Here is a 15,173-nt window from a genome sequence, read left to right as displayed (position 1 = left end):
GTCCGGTGACGGACGGTCAGTACCGTGGGACGTATCGACATACGGCCCGATGCCCAACGACGGACGACGAAACGGAGCGCTCACCATGGCCAGCGAAACCAACGCCCGCTATCTGGCCGGCGACATCGAAAAGCACCAGGAACTGTTCGGCGAGGCCTTCAACTCCGGCGACGTGGACGCGGTCAACGCCATGTACACCGAGGACGCCGTCGGCGTGTGGGACCCGGGCGTGCCGCTGTCCGGTCAGGCCCGGCGCGACAAGGTCAAGGACTTCATGTCGTACGGTCCGACGGTCGAGGCGACGGTCCTCCAGTCGATCGTCAACGGCGACACCGCGATGCTGGTCGTGGAGTGGTCCATGGAGACCACGTCCCCGGACGGCGAGCCCGAGCACCTGGAGGGCACCGCCATCGACGTCCTGCACCGCGGCGAGGACGGCAACTGGCGCTACGTCATCGACAACCCCTACGGCGCCAGCGGTCCCTACGGCGCCGAGGGCTGAGGACCGTGTCAGCCGCTCCGGCGCCGCGCCGGGGCGGCCGCTCCGAAGGCCTGCCGGTAATCGGTGGGTGTGACGCCCACGTGCAGGGTGAAGTGGCGGCGCAGGTTGGCCGCCGTACCCAGACCGCTGTGCTCGCTGATCCGCTCGATCGGCAGGTCGGTGGTCTCCAGCAGGGACTGGGCCCGGACCAGGCGCTGGTGGAGCAACCACTTCAGCGGGGTCATGCCGGTGACGGCCTGCAGCCGGCGGAAGAAGGTCCGCGTGCTCAGCCCCGCGTACCTCGCCATCCGGTCGACCGTCAGCGGCTCGTCGAGGTGCTGGGCGGCCCAGTCCAGCACGGGTCCGAGCCCGTCGTCATCGGTGACGGGGACGGACAGGTCGACGAACTGGGACTGGCCGCCGGGCCGGTGGCCGGACACCACCATCCTGCGGGCCAGTTGGTTGGCCACGTGGGCACCCAGATCACGTCGTACGAGGTGCAGGCACAGATCCATCCCGGCGGACATGCCGGCGCTGGTGAGGACATCGCCCTCGTCGATGTACAGCACCGAGTCGTCGACCTCCACCCGGGGGTAACGCTTCGCCAGGTCCGCCGTGTTCGTCCAGTGCGCGGTGGCGCGGCGGCCGTCGAGGAGGCCGGCTTCGGCGAGCGCGAAGGCCCCTGTGCACAGGGACACCATGCGCGCGCCGTTGCGGGCCGCCTGGCGCAGGGCGTCGACGAACGCGGCGGGGAGCGCCTCGCCGCGGGAGACGACCGGGTCGGGAACGGAAGGGACGATCACGGTGTCCGCCGTGACGAGTTCGTCCAGGCCGTGCTCGGCGCGTACGGAGAATCCCCGCGCTCCACCTGCGGGGGACCCGGAAACGGAACACAGCAACAGGTCGTACCAGGGGTCGACCAGATCCGGCTGGGGATGGCCGAACACCGCGTAGGCGATGGCCGTCTCGTAGACCTCGCACACCTGCATATCCGTGTCGTTGATGATCGCTATCGCGACAGACCCAGGACTCATGGCGCGAGTCTATGGCAGGAATTTTTCGACATGGGGCACTGCTGCCACTGTCGACGCCCATTCGGTCGATGCGATCGTGCCGGTAAGCAGATCGGCCATCGCCGCGACGCCAGATTTCACAGTGAACTGAACGGGAGTACGTAGTGACGAACACCAATGCGGCCCAGGCGCCGGTGACGGTCATCGGTCTCGGACTGATGGGCCAGGCCCTGGCTTCTGCTTTCACCAAGGACGGTCACCCCACCACCGTGTGGAATCGCACGGCCGCCAAGGCCGAGCCGGTCGTCGCCCAGGGCGCCACCCTCGCCGGCTCGGTCGAGGACGCCATCGCGGCGAGCCCGCTGGTCGTCGTCTGCGTCTCGGACTACACCGCCGTGCGCGGACTGCTCGACCCGCTGGCCGGGGCCCTCAAGGGCAAGGTCCTGGTCAACCTGACGACCGGCACCTCCACCCAGGCCCGCGAGACCGCCGCGTGGGCGGCGCAGCACGAGGTCGTCTACCTCGACGGCGCGATCATGGCCATCCCGCCGGACATCGCCACCGACGCCGCCGTTCTGCTCTACAGCGGCCCGAAGGAGGCCTTCGAGGCCCACCAGGCCACCCTGGGCAGCCTCGGCGCCGCGGGCACCACGTACCTCGACGCCGACCACGGCCTGTCCGCGCTCTACGACATGTCGCTGCTCGGCATCATGTGGGGCATCCTGAACGGCTTCCTGCAGGGCGCCGCCCTGCTCGGCACCGCGAAGGTGAAGGCCACGACCTTCGCCCCGCTGGCCAACACGATGATCAACGTGGTCACCGAGTACGTCACCGCCTACGCCCCCCAGATCGACGCGGGCGAGTACCCGGCCGACGACGCCACCATCACGGTCCACCAGGAGGCGCTGGAGCACCTCGCCGAGGAGAGCGAGACGCTCGGCATCAACTCCGAGCTGCCGCGCTTCTTCAAGGCCCTGACCGACCGCGCGGTGGCCGACGGCCACGCCGGCAGCAGCTACGCCGCTCTGATCGAGCAGTTCCGCAAGCCCAACGCGTGACCTGACCGGCTCTCACCGCCCGTCCACCGCGGGGTACGGCTTCCGGCCGTACCCCGCGGGTGCGTCCGCCGCGCCGTTCCGAGGCCTCCGTACCGGCCCCGGAGCGGCGCGGCGTCGTTCTGCCCCGGCTGCCGGAACAAACATCTCACTGCTCCCTCCCCACCTCTCACGCGGCGCGATTACCGGTCCGATGACCCGCAGGGACTGGAATTACCCGGGTGTGACTGGAAATCGCCGTTGCTCGGCTACGTTGAGGCCGCGCTTTCCGGACCGCACCGCGACCCACGGTCGGACGCGGTGAAAGTCATTGGTCTCTCGACATTCCGTCGGGCCAAGGAAGTGCGCGGCATTTCGCGCCGGCGACACACCAAGGAGAATCGTGAGAAGTACGATCGATCGCGGCCCGATATCAGCGACCGCGAACGCGGCTTCCGGAACGAACGGGACCGCGACGCACCTACCGCGTCGCACGCTCCTGAAGGCGGCGGGAACCGCCACGCTCGCCGCCGCCGCGGGCCTGGCCGTCGCGGGCCCCGCGGCCGCCGAGACACGCCGCGAGTACGACGTCATCGTCGTCGGCGCCGGCCTGGCCGGTGTCACCGCCGCCCGCGAGCTGCGGGCGCAGGGCAAGCGGGTCCTCCTGCTGGAGGCGCGCAACCGCATCGGCGGACGCACCTGGACGGACACCTTCCAGGGTCAGCAGATCGAGCGCGGCGGCACCTGGGTCGACCGCCGCCAGCCCCACGTCTGGCGGGAACTGAACCGCTACCGGATCCCGATCATCGCCGACACCGGCGTCGAGCGCACCATCCTGCCGACCCTGACCGGGTTCCAGGAGTACGACCCGACCGAGGCCTACGAGCGCCAGGGGCAGCTGTTCACCCCGTTCTTCGACGGTGCGACACAGGCCTTCGACCGGCCCTACGAGCCGTTCCACCAGGAGGCCCTGGTCCGCCAGATGGACCAGTACTCCCTGCGCGACCGGCTCGACCAGCTGAACTACGCGCCCGAGGACGAGATCCGCCTCACGAGCACCACCTCGCTGTTCGGCGGGTCCAGCCGGCGCGGGGCGTTCAGCCACCTCGCCCAGTGGTGGGCCCTCGCGGGCGGGACCTTCGAGGAGTTCCACGGCCTGAACACCTACCGCCCCCAGACGGGCACGATCTCCCTGGTCGGGGCCATCCTCAATGACGCCGCGCCGACCCTGAAGCTCAACTCGCCGGTCGCGTCCGTGGTCCAGAACCGCGGCCGGGTCCGCGTCACCACCCGGAGCGGGGCGGAGTACCAGGCCGGCGAGGTCATCATGGCCGTGCCGGTGAACGTGTGGAAGACGATCCAGTTCGACCCGCCGCTGCCCGAGTCCCACCGGCTGGCAACCGGCCAGGGCTTCGGCGTGCCGCACGAGAAGAAGCTCTGGCTCAACCTGCGCCGGCCGGCCGACCGCTTCATCGCGGAGGCCCCCGAGGGCTACCCGATCTGCATCATGGGCCGGCTCAACGAGGGCCAGCACACCGTGGCCTTCAGCGTGAAGGACACCTTCGACGTCAACAACCGGGCGCAGGTCGAGGCCGCCGTGAAGCAGATCATCCCGGACGCCGAGCTGGTGGACTACACCGCCACCGACTGGCACACCGACGAGTTCGCGTTGGGCGTCGGCGTATTCCGCCAGCCGTTCCAGCTCACGCGCCTGCACCGCGACATCAACCGCCCGTTCGGCCGGGTCAAGTTCGCCGGCGGTGACATCGCCGACGGCTGGAGCGGCTACATGGACGGGGCCATCGAGTCCGGTCTGCGCGTCGCCGGATCCCCCACCCTGAACACCCCCGCGCCGGCCGTCGCGGCGAGTGCGGCCGGCCTGTCGGTCCCCCGGGCGAACCACCGGAACTACCGCTCGCTCCGGTCCCTCTGACCGGCGCTCTTCCGCCGGTCTCCGGGCGGTCGTCCGAAGCTCTTTGAGAACACCGGCAGCGGACCGCGGTCCGCTGCCGGTATCAAGGCCGCACCCCTCCGGAACGGCCTGGGAATCCCTGCGGAAGCGCTTCTGAATTGCCGCGGAATTGCCTCGGAATTGCCCATCCAACGCTCCGGACGCACACGTCCGCCGACTATAGGCTCGGGAAGATGACCATTACTTCGGACACCCTCGCAAAGGATCCGGCGGAGTCGCTGTTCGCCTGGTTCCGTACCAAGCTCGACACCCAGCCGGTGTACCGGGACGAAGAACAGGGCTGGCAGGTCTTCGGCTACGCCGACATCGCGCGGATCATGGCGGACACGACCACCTTCTCCTCCGACACCGCCGGGGCCTTCAACCCTCCGCAGCCCGACCTCGACTTCTTCGACATGGGCAACCTGGTCACGACGGACCCGCCCCGCCACCGGCAGCTGCGCTCCGTGATCAGCTCCGTGTTCACCGCGCGGGCCGTGGCCGGGCTGGCGCCGCGGATCGAGAAGATCACCAACACGCTGCTCGACTCCGCCGGCGACGCGGACGCCTTCGACCTGATCGACACGCTCGCCTACCCCCTGCCGATCACGGTGATCGCGGACATGCTCGGGCTGCCCATCGAGGACGAGCCGCTGTTCAAGGTGTGGGGCGAGGCCCTGGGCACCGTGGACGCCGCCACCGTTCCGCCGGACCTCATGGAGAGCGAAGTCGTCCCGGCCGTGCGCGAGATGAACGCGTACTTCCTGGAGCACGTACGGCGCCGGCGCCTGGAGCCGGCCGATGACGTGATCACCCGGCTCGCCCAGGCCGAGATCGACGGGAAGCCGCTGGCCGACGGCGAGATCGTGGGCGTCATCGGCCTGACGATGTTCGCCGGCCACGCCACCACTCTGGCGCTCATCGGCAACGCCGTGCTGCTCTTCGAGGAGCACCCGGAGATCGGCGCCGCGGTGCGCGCCGACCGCGACCTGCTGCCCGGCGCCATCGAGGAGATCCTGCGCCTGCGCCCGCCGTTCCCCCGCCTGGCGCGGATCACCACGACCGACACCGAGATCGGCGGCCACGCCGTGAAGGCCGGGGAGCTCGTGACCCCGTGGATCGGAGCCGGCAACCGCGACGCGGCCCGCTTCCCCGATCCCGACCGGTTCGACATCCACCGCAACAACCAGGGCCAGTTGGTCTTCGGGCACGGCATCCACTTCTGCCTCGGCGCGCCGCTGGCCCGGATGGAGGCCAGGATCGCCCTGAACATCATGATGGACCGCTACCGGGACATCCGGGTGGACCCGGACGGCACGACGGAGTACGAGAACCCGTGGCAGATCGTCTCGCCGCGGGTGCTGCCGATCCGCGTGACCCGATGACACCGAGATGAGGAGGTCCGGCGCAGCGCTGCGGGAGGACGTTCCCAGTGCCGTGGCTTGCCGGTCACAGCGCTAGCCGCCGTTGACGCCGGAGCACCTCTCGTCCCGCAGGGAGGCCGATCCGGAGGCCAGGATCCTGCGCAACTGGCCGCGCCGGACCGCCGGCTGCGCACCGGCGCCGTCGACCATGGCCCGCAGCAGGCCGCCGGCGGAGTTCTTCAGCACGCTGTCCGTCGTGGACGTCAGGAATTCGAGCAGCCGGTCGACGGCGGCGTCGGAGATCGGCTCAAGGGTGAGGGTGAGGGCGTGCCGGTTGCCGGCGCCCCACTCCAGTCGCCGCTTGAGCAGCTCGGGCCGCGCGGTGGTGATCACGAACAGCGGCAGCGGTCCCACCGACCTCGTGAGGTCCTCGACGAAGTCCGTCAGCGTCTCGTCCGCCCAGTGCAGGTCCTCGAAGACCACGACCAGCGGGCCCCGCGCCGCCGTCTCCGCCAGCAACTGCCGTGCCGCCGCCAGCACATCGCCCGTGGCCGCCGGGGCGGAGTCCGGATCGGCGAGCGGGCCCAGGCACGACAGCAGCCACCCGCGGTCCTCCTCGGACGCGAACAGGCGGTGCGCGGTGGCGGCCAGTTTGGCCGTGCGCGTCTGCGGCCGGTCGGCCGGCTGGACCCCGCAGCAGGACAGCAGCAGGTCGTGCAGGGCCTCCAGCGGGTGCCGGTCGCCGGCGGGCCGTACGCGCGACACCAGGAAGCGGACCGCTTCCGGGTCGGCAGCGACCCGGCGCTCGAACTCCATGACGAAGCGGGTCTTGCCGACGCCCGGTTCCCCGAGCACGGTGACCAGGTGCGGCGCCGACAGGTACCGGGTGCGCCGCAGCAGGCCCCGCAGCACGTCCAGGTCGTACTCGCGGTCGATGACCGGGACGGCGTGCAGCGCCACGTACTCCTGGCGGAACCCCCCGACCCGCCATCCGGCGGAGGGGGCGTCGCGGTGGTGGGTGAACGCGAACTCGGTCAGCCGGCGGGTGTTGTCGCAGACGTGGACCTCACCGGCGGGCGTGCGGGACAGCAGGGCGTGGCATTCGTCGAGCAGCGCTCCGTTGACCGACGGCGGGATGCCGCCGGCGTCGGGCTGGTACCGGACGAGGGCCTCTCCCGTGGCGACCGCGACCTGGACGCTGACTTCCCCGCTCGACGCCGGGGCCGTGTCGCCCGGTCCCGTCGGCGCTGCCAGCCTGTCGCGGACGGTGAGGGCCGCGTGGACGGCCCGCTCCGCGTCGTCCTGCCCCGCGCGGGGCACACCGAACAGCACGAGCCGGATCGAGCCGATCGCCGCCACGACCGTGCCGCCCAGGCACTCGACCTCCTCGCGGACGGTCACCGCCGCCCGCTCGACCAGCGCGTCGATCTCCTCGGCGTCGAACGCGTGCGGTTCCTGCGCGACTTGGACGCGGACGATGAGGACGCTGACCTCCTTGCGCTCCGCGACCAGGGTCCGGGGCGGCGTCGGCGGCGCCTCGCCCGTCGATCCGTCCGGGCGCTTCCCCTCGGCCGCTCGCGACCCGGCGGGCGCGGGTGTGGACGGGGGTACCGATATGGGGTCCGGGGCCGGGGCCGGGGCGGCGGTGGCGGGCGGCGGAGCGGGCTCCGGCGCCGCGGCGGGGGTGCCCGTCATGCGCTGCTCCAGTTGCCGGCGCATGCCGTCCGGGACGAGCTCGGGATCGTGCATCAGGATCGCGTGCTGCAGGGCCTGCAGCTGGTGACCCGGTTCGAGGCCGAGCCGTTCCACCATCACCGTCCGCGCGCCGTAGTAGACCTCCAGCGCGTCCGTCTGCCGGCCGGAGCGGTAGAGCGCGAGCATGAGCTGACCCAGCAGCCGCTCCCGCAGCGGCTCGGTGGTCACGGTCCTTTCCAGTTCCACGAGCACCCGGTGGTGGTGTCCGCACGCCAATTCCGCCTCGAAATAGTCCTCCAAGGCGTCCAGTCGCGCATTCTGGACGGATATCAGCTCGGGCCAGTCGATTCCCGCCTCGACCAGGTCCGCCAATACCGGACCGCGCCACAGACTGAGCGCGTCGTGCAGGGGAAGGGTGGCCGCCTCCGGGAATCCGGCGGCCAGTTTCGCGCGCCCCTGTTCCACCATGCGTTTGAAATGGTGGAGATCGGTCCGGTCGGGGTCCACCCGCAGCATGTACCCGGGGGCCTGGCTCAGGAGCGCCACCGACCCCGTGGCGCTCTCGCTCAGGTTCAGGGCCCTGCGCAGGCGCCACACCGAGTTCTGGAGGATTTTCCGCGCCGACTGCGGCGCCCTCCCCGCCGGCCAGAGCGCTTCGATCAACTGGCTGCTGGCCACCACGCGGTTGGCGTGGAGCAGCAGGAATCCGAGGGTCGCGCGCTGCCTCGTTCCTCCCAGCCCCACCGACCGGTCGCCGTCGACGACCTCCAGCGGACCCAGCATCCGAAACCGCATCGCTTCCCCCATTACAAGATCACTAAAGGCCTTGCAAGCGATCATTCCGAAGCCGAAGGTGGTCCACCGACGCCGGTGCCCCCGGATGCCTCCCGCGTCCGGGCCGGCACACGACCATGATCGCGAATACCACGCTCACCAGTGACACATGAGCCAAGTCCTCAGTCAAGTTTTCGACGTGGCCGAAACGCTATATGGCTTGATTCGGGCCAACCGAAGTACGGTCCGGGTCGTCCCCGGGCCGCGCTCAACTCCCGTGCCGCAGTAGGACGATCGCGGTGAGCACCAACCCGTCGCGCGCCGCCCACCTGCCGGCGAGGCGCTCCAGCCGGCTCCCCCCGACGACCGGCCCCGGGACCAGCAGCCGCGCGGTGAACGTCCCCGCCCGGCCCGGACCGTCGGGTACGAAGTGCAGTTCCGCCTCGTCGAAGCCCAGTTCGCGCCGGGCCAACGGGTACCAGGTCTTGAAGACGCTCTCCTTGGCACTGAACAGCAACCGGTCCCAGGGCACCCCCGGTTCACGGGCGGCGAGAGCGGCCAGGTGGCGGCGTTCCCCGGGCAGCGACACCGCGTCGAGGACGCCCTCCGGCAGCGGTCCCGCCGGCTCGGCGTCGATGCCGAGCGACCACACGTCGGCCGTCCTGGCCAGCGCCGCCGCCCGGTACCCCTCGCAGTGGGTCATGCTCCCGGCGACCCCTTCCGGCCAGCTCGGCGCTCCGCGGTGCCCCGGGACCAGGGGCGCCTGCGGTGCCCCGAGCCGGCTCAGCGCCAGTCGCGCGCACAGCCGCACGGTGGAGAACTCCCGGCGCCGCTTGTCGACCGCGTTCGCGACGGCGGCGGCCTCCTCGGGGAACAGGGACACCGGCTCGCAGTCGTCGGGGCGCCACGCGGTGGCCACCGCGGCCGGCACCAGCTCCGCTATCACCGGGGCCCCTCCTCCGCGTCGGGCACGGGCAGGATCTGCCGCAGGCCCGGCCGGGTGGGCCTGCCGCGCCACTCCCGGGGGTAGCCGACCGAGGCCTCCACGAAGCGCACCCCGTCGTGCCAGGTCACCCGGGGGATGTGCAGGTGCCCGTAGACCACCGCGGCGGCCCGGAACTCCCGGTGCCAGTCGGCCGTCAGCTCGGTGCCGCACCACTGCGCGAACTCGGGGTAGCGCAGGATGCGGGTGTGCTCGCGCAGCAGCGGGAAGTGGTTGACCAGTACGGTCCGCCGGTCGGCCGCAACGGCCCGGAGGCGGGCCCGGGTCAGCTCCACCCGGGCGTGGCACCAGGCCGCCCGGTCCGGGTAGGGATCGGGGTGCAGGAGCATCTCGTCGCTGCACACCACGCCGGCGTCGTAGGCGATGCGCAGCGACTCCTCGACCGTGGTGGCTCCCGGCGCCATGAAGGAGTAGTCGTACAGCAGGAACAGCGGGGCGACCGTGACCGGTCCGCCCTGCCCCTGCCACACCGGGTAAGGGCACTCCGGGGTGGCCACGCCGTGCTCCTGGCACAGCCGCACCAGGCGCTCGTACCGGGCCGCGCCGCGCAGGTCGACCGGGTCGGAGGGGTGCGTCCACAACTCGTGGTTGCCCGGTGCCCAGACGACCTTGGCGAAGCGTCCGGCGAGGTGTTGGACCGCCCACTCGAAGTCGGCGTAGTTCTCGGTGATGTCGCCGGCGACGATGAGCCAGTCCTCGTCCGACCGGGGCCGCAGCGCCTCGGTGAACTCGCGGTTCTCCCGGTAGCCGATGTGCAGGTCGCTGATGGCTAACAAACTGCCCCCGTGCATGGGGTGTTCCCTTCGACGCCGTGGGACGAGTCCGGCGAGCCGGTCGTTCGATCAAGAGTACGTCGGCCCTCGGACGGCGGGGCCGGCCGTCAGCCGAGCCGGGCCGGGGAGGACGCGTCGCGGACCAGCAGGCGCGGAGCGCCGGTGCCGTCGGCGGGGACGGTCCACAGGTCCGTGCCGTCCGCGGCGTCCTCGGCCGGCAGGGCGTAGGCGAGGGTGCGGTCGTCGAGCCAGGCGGCCTGGTCGTCCACGCTGCGCTTCTCGGCCAGCGGGTGCTCGCGCAGCGTCGCCAGGTCCAGGACGTGCTCGCGCCACAGCGACGCGCCGGGCCGGACCCGCTTCTTGTACGCGACCCGGGTCTCGTCCGGGGACAACGACGGACACTCGACGTTCTTCGCCAGGGTGGTGACGGTCCGCCCGGAGACCGAGCCCTTGACCAGGTGGGTCTGGCCGGCGGTGGCGAGCGTGGCGTAGAAGGTGTCGTCGTCCCGGGCGAAGGTGACGCCCCAGAAGTTCACGTCGGGCGAGCTGTACGACCGGCCGTCCAGCAGGACGCTGAACTTCTCCAGGTCCGGTTCGAGCGCCCAGGTACGGGTGTCCACGATCGCGGTGCGGGTGGAGAAGAACGCGGCGCCGTAGGACTCTCCGGAGACGAAGACGGTCCAGGCGGCGAACCGGCCACTGGGCGAGACCCGGGCCCGGCTGGGCGTCCCCGCCAGCGGGAAGCTGCGCCGGGTGCGCAGGTCGGCGTCGACGACGACGGCCGTGTTGTCCTGGGCGAGCGCGCCCGGCGCGGAGCGCAGGCACACCCCGGTTCCGGCCGCCGCGTGGAAGCGCCGGCAGTCGAGCGCGGAGGCGGCGCGCCCGGCCTGCGGCTCCTGGACCGGGACCGTCACGAGGGCGCCCCGCCCGGGGCCGCGGCCGCCGTTGAGGAAGGCCAGCGTGTCCGGCCGGGCCAGGGTGACCGGGCCCGGGACGATCACCGGGGCGCCGGCGCGCGGCTGCTCGGCGCGGGAGGCGGCGCGCAGTACGAGGACGGTCCCCAGGGCCGCGAGGAGCAGTACCGCCGCGGCGAATACGAGCAGGCGGCGCGATGGGGTCATCGGGTTCCTCACGGGCGTCGGTCCGCGGCGCTACGGTCCGCGGGCGGGTCGGGGGCTGGGGTCGGGGGCGCCGGGCGCAGGGCGAAGCCGGCCACGACCGCGCAGCAGAGCAGGCCGCCCGCCGCCGCCGCGAGGGCCGGGCCCGCGCCCCACAGGGTCCAGGCCGCGCCGAAGGCCAGGGAGCAACCGAACCGGGCCAGTGCCTGGCCGGTGCCGACCACGGCCAGGCCGGTGGCCCGCAGGTGGCCGGGGACGGTGGCGGCGACCGCGGCCGGCAGCACGCCGTCGGTGGCGGCGTAGAACATGCCGTGCAGGGCGAGGACGAGGTAGGGCAGGGCCGGCCAGTCGGGGGACCACAGCAGCAGCCCGTACCCGGCCAGCAGGAGGGCGTGTCCGGTGAGGAACACCGTGCGCCGCCCGATGCGGTCGGCCAGGGCCCCGGCGGGGACGGCCAGCAGCAGGAACACGGCGGCGGTGCCCAGCGGCAGGAGCGCGAACCACCGCTCGCCGACGCCGGCCCGGTCCTGGAGCAGCAGGTAGACGAAGGCGTCGCTGACGGTGGTGAGGCCCAGCAGGGCGGCGCAGGCCGCCAGCGCGCGCAGCCGGGGCAGCCGCAGCAGGGCCAGGGCCTCGCGCGCGCCGGGCCCCCGTCCGCGACCAGCGCACCCGCCGCCGCCCCGTGCCCCCGGGCGGCGCCGCGCGGGGCCGGGCACGGACGGGCCGGACGGGTCGGACGGGTCGGACGGGTCGGACGGGCCGGACGGGTCGAAAGCGCCGGACGGCGGGGAGCCCGGCACGAACAGCACGAGCACCACGACACCGAGCACCGCCACGCACGCGCTCACACCGAAGACGGCGTCGTAGCCGTCGGCCGCCACGCTCAGGATCAGGAAGGCGGCAAGCGGCCCGAGCAGCGCGCCGGTGGTGTCCATGGCCCGGTGCACGCCGAAGGCGCGGCCCTGTGACTCCGGGGGTGCGGACAGGGAGATCAGCGCGTCACGCGGGGCGGTGCGCAGGCCCTTGCCGGTGCGTTCCAGCGCGAGGACCACGCTCACCGGCCCCAGGCTGTGGGCGAACAGCAGCAGCGGCTTGCACAGGGCGGACAGGCCGTAGCCGAGGCCGGCGATCAGCTTGTGGTTGCGGACCCGGTCGGCCAGGTGGCCGCCGGTCAGCTGCACCAGGGCGCTGACCCCGTTGTACAGGCCGTCGAGGGCCCCGAAGCCGAGCGGGCTCAGGCCCAGCCCGGCGATCAGGTAAAGGGGCAGGACGGCGGTGACCATCTCGGAGGAGACGTCGGTGATCAGGCTGACCGCGCCCAGGGCGAGGACGGCGGGGGCGACCGCGCGGGCGCGTCCGGGCGCCCGGTCCGGGGCGGTCTTCGCTCCGCCGGGGGCGGAGCGGTCCGCGAGGTACATGCTCAGGCGCTCCCGGTGCCGGCGGTCTGCGAGGTCCCACTCGAACGTACGGGTGAGAACATAGTCGGCGTACGGGCCAACGGTGGTGCGTACGGCGGGAATCGCTGCCGCCCGGCGCTCAGTCCCGCCGGCTGCTCTCGTCCCGCAGCCAGGTGGAGAAGTCCCCGGCCCGGACGGCCTTGCGCGCCCCCCGGCGGGCGGCGAGGGCCGTCACGACGAACACCACGACGCCGGGGAGCAGGCCGGGCCGGGTTCGCAGCACGGCGCGCAGGTCCGCGGTGCTGGTGCGGGCGGAGGGCGCGGCCGGTTCCGGTACGCCTTCCCGCGGCTGCCGCCCTCGCCGCTCCTGCTCCGACCCCCGGCGTTCCTGCTCCCGCCGCTCCTGGAAGCGCTCGACCTCGGCGGAGGAGGTCGCCGCGCGGATCCGCCGCCGGACGAGGTCGGACCAGGTGCGCGGCGGCCGGACGACGACGCGGGCCTCCTCGACCACGCGCCGTTCTCCCGGCGCGAAGGCCAGCGAGGCCACGAGGTCGTCGGCCATCAGCGGGGGCAGCGCGGCGATCCGCGCGTGCCCGGCCTCGGAGACCGCGATGACCCCCCGGCCGAACAACCCCTCGCGCACGGCGGGCAGCCGCTGCCACACCCCGTAGTACGCCCGCACCGGCCACGCGGAGCCGGCCAGCGGGATGTCGCGGCCCGGGGCGGCGGCGAGCAGCTCCGGGGCGGCGGTGAGCGCGCCGGCCAGGGCGCGCACGTCGGCCGCCCCGAGGACGACGTCGGCGTCCACGTAGAGGCGGGGGAAGCCGCGCGCGTGCTCGTCGCCGACCCGAAGTGCCGTGTGCTTGGAGGGGGTCGGGATCTCGACCACCCGGACACGGGCCCCCCGGTCGGCGGCCACCCGGGCCGTGTCGTCCGTACAGCCGTTGCACACGACGACGATCTCGGTGCCGGTCCCGTCGGGCGCGTGCGGGACGTCGGCCAGGAGCGCGTCGAGCAGTCGGCCGATGACCCGGCCCTCGTTGTGGGCCGGTATCACGATGCTGGTCACCCGGGCAGTATGCGGGGTCGGACACCGGGCCCGGGCGATTCCCCCAACTCTCCCCCGGCGCAGGCTCGGTGGTCTAGATTGAGCGTCGCCGACCGGATTCGGCGTGCTTTCGGCGATGCCGGGAACGAACCGGAACCGGTAGGGCGTCATGGGCCCGGCCGCTTGGGGGAAACACGCGGCCTGGCCGTGGCCGGACCGCGCGAGGGGCGTGCGGTGCGGCCGGGGGGCGGAAGTACGCGGAGTACGCAGCACATCGGTCGTGGGGGGCCATCGCCGTTGAGCGGGACACGTGTGGGCGCGCGGGCGTCCGGCGTGTCCGTCGACGGCGTTTCCCTTCCCGGCACGCGTTCCGGCCCTCAGTTGTCGACACGCCGGCCGGCGTGCGCGGAAGAAGGGGAACGCTGTGAAGCACACTGCGCAGGACGCCGGCGCCGCTGGCCGCGGGTCCGGGGAACCCTTAGGCATCGCCGTCGTCGGCGCGGGCTACTGGGGCCCCAATCTCGTCCGCAACTTCCAGTCCAGCCCCAGCTTCCGGCTGCGCTGGCTCTGCGACCTGGACGTGGACCGGGCCCGGCAGGTGCTGGGCGGGTACTCCACGGTCCAGGCGACCTCGGACTACGCGGCGGTCCTCGCCGACCCGGCCGTCGACGCCGTCGCCGTGGCCACCCCGGCCGGTACGCACCTGGACGTCGCGCTGGCCGCCCTGCGCGCCGGGAAGCACGTCCTGGTGGAGAAGCCCCTCGCCGCCACGTACGAGGACGGGCTGCGGCTCGTGACCGAGGCCGAGCAGCGCGGACTCACGCTGATGTGCGACCACACGTACTGCTACACCCCGGCCGTGGGCCGCATCCGGGAGCTGGTGCGCGACGGTGAACTCGGCGACATCCAGTTCGTCGACTCGGTACGGATCAATCTGGGGCTGGTCCAGAAGGACGTGGACGTCCTGTGGGACCTGGCCCCCCACGACCTGTCCGTCCTCGACTTCATCCTCCCGGACCACGTCCACCCGGTCGCCGTCGCCGCGCACGGAGCCGACCCGATCGGGACCGGGCAGTCCTGCGTGGCCTATCTGACGCTCCAGCTCAACACCGGCGCCATCGCACACGTCCACGTCAACTGGCTCTCTCCGACGAAGGTGCGCACCACCATGGTCGGCGGCTCCAAGCGCACCCTCGTCTGGGACGACCTCAATCCCACCCAGCGCGTGGCGGTGTTCGACCGGGGCGTGGACCTGACCGCCCCGCAGGAGATAGGCGCCGACGAGCGCCGCGACATGCTCGTCTCCTACCGGACCGGCGACATGGTGGCTCCCGCGCTCGGCGAGAAGGAGGCACTGCGCGGCATGGTCGAGGAGTTCGCCGCCGCGATCACGACGGGACGGCCCGCGCTGACCGACGGCCGGGCCGGTCTGAAGGTCCTGGACATCCTCGAAGCGGCCTCCCGAAGCCTGGAGTTCCGCGGCGCGGTCGTCGGACTGCGCACCGGCCGTTGACCGGCCGCA

The 15,173-nt window shown here is 72.5% G+C and carries 12 protein-coding genes; 5 read left to right on the top strand and 7 right to left on the bottom strand.

Annotated features, from left to right (window positions below; genetic code table 11):
- The first annotated feature begins 85 nt into the window (after positions 1-85).
- Entirely contained in the window at positions 86-502 is a 417-nt protein-coding gene (locus tag ACWFQ8_RS04475; protein ID WP_453784686.1) for a YybH family protein, read from the top strand.
- Positions 503-510: 8 nt separating this feature from the next.
- Here ACWFQ8_RS04475 and ACWFQ8_RS04470 read toward each other — a convergent pair whose 3' ends face one another.
- A complete protein-coding gene (locus tag ACWFQ8_RS04470; protein WP_453784685.1) occupies positions 511-1,515 on the bottom strand; it encodes a GlxA family transcriptional regulator in 1,005 nt (334 codons plus the stop codon).
- Positions 1,516-1,658: 143 nt separating this feature from the next.
- On the opposite strand from ACWFQ8_RS04470, the gene ACWFQ8_RS04465 reads away from it, so the two are divergent.
- From ACWFQ8_RS04465 to ACWFQ8_RS04455, 3 genes are all read left to right on the top strand, one after another.
- The gene (locus ACWFQ8_RS04465; protein ID WP_453784684.1) at positions 1,659-2,552 is read left to right on the top strand and encodes an NAD(P)-dependent oxidoreductase; all 894 of its coding nucleotides are present in this window, start codon (positions 1,659-1,661) and stop codon (positions 2,550-2,552) included.
- 379 nt (positions 2,553-2,931) lie between these two features.
- The gene (locus tag ACWFQ8_RS04460; RefSeq protein WP_453784683.1) at positions 2,932-4,461 is read left to right on the top strand and encodes a flavin monoamine oxidase family protein; all 1,530 of its coding nucleotides are present in this window, start codon (positions 2,932-2,934) and stop codon (positions 4,459-4,461) included.
- A gap of 212 nt (positions 4,462-4,673) precedes the next feature.
- On the top strand, positions 4,674-5,864 hold the full coding sequence (locus ACWFQ8_RS04455) for a cytochrome P450 (RefSeq protein WP_453784682.1): 1,191 nt from the start codon (positions 4,674-4,676) through the stop codon (positions 5,862-5,864).
- 72 nt (positions 5,865-5,936) lie between these two features.
- Here ACWFQ8_RS04455 and ACWFQ8_RS04450 read toward each other — a convergent pair whose 3' ends face one another.
- The 6 genes from ACWFQ8_RS04450 to ACWFQ8_RS04425 form a co-directional block, all read right to left on the bottom strand.
- A complete protein-coding gene (locus tag ACWFQ8_RS04450) occupies positions 5,937-8,333 on the bottom strand; it encodes a BTAD domain-containing putative transcriptional regulator (protein WP_453784681.1) in 2,397 nt (798 codons plus the stop codon).
- A 247-nt stretch (positions 8,334-8,580) separates the two neighbouring features.
- Positions 8,581-9,258 (bottom strand): 4'-phosphopantetheinyl transferase family protein, encoded by a 678-nt coding sequence (locus tag ACWFQ8_RS04445; RefSeq protein ID WP_453784680.1) that lies wholly within the window; start codon positions 9,256-9,258, stop codon positions 8,581-8,583.
- On the bottom strand, positions 9,255-10,106 hold the full coding sequence (locus ACWFQ8_RS04440; protein ID WP_453784679.1) for a metallophosphoesterase family protein: 852 nt from the start codon (positions 10,104-10,106) through the stop codon (positions 9,255-9,257). Before ACWFQ8_RS04440 ends, ACWFQ8_RS04445 begins: the two co-directional genes overlap by 4 nt.
- An 89-nt stretch (positions 10,107-10,195) precedes the next feature.
- Positions 10,196-11,209, bottom strand: a complete 1,014-nt coding sequence (locus tag ACWFQ8_RS04435; protein ID WP_453784678.1) for a TolB-like translocation protein — start codon at positions 11,207-11,209, stop codon at positions 10,196-10,198.
- An 8-nt stretch (positions 11,210-11,217) separates the two neighbouring features.
- Positions 11,218-12,624 (bottom strand): MFS transporter, encoded by a 1,407-nt coding sequence (locus ACWFQ8_RS04430; protein WP_453784677.1) that lies wholly within the window; start codon positions 12,622-12,624, stop codon positions 11,218-11,220.
- 118 nt (positions 12,625-12,742) lie between these two features.
- Positions 12,743-13,672, bottom strand: a complete 930-nt coding sequence (locus ACWFQ8_RS04425; protein WP_453784676.1) for a glycosyltransferase — start codon at positions 13,670-13,672, stop codon at positions 12,743-12,745.
- 403 nt (positions 13,673-14,075) lie between these two features.
- On the opposite strand from ACWFQ8_RS04425, the gene ACWFQ8_RS04420 reads away from it, so the two are divergent.
- Entirely contained in the window at positions 14,076-15,164 is a 1,089-nt protein-coding gene (locus ACWFQ8_RS04420; protein ID WP_453784675.1) for a Gfo/Idh/MocA family protein, read from the top strand.
- The last annotated feature ends 9 nt before the right edge of the window (positions 15,165-15,173 follow it).

The sequence above is a fragment of the Streptomyces sp. NPDC055254 genome, from assembly GCF_053606025.1.
Note: the sequence above shows the minus strand (reverse complement) of the source record. Positions and strands in the feature narration are given on the sequence as shown.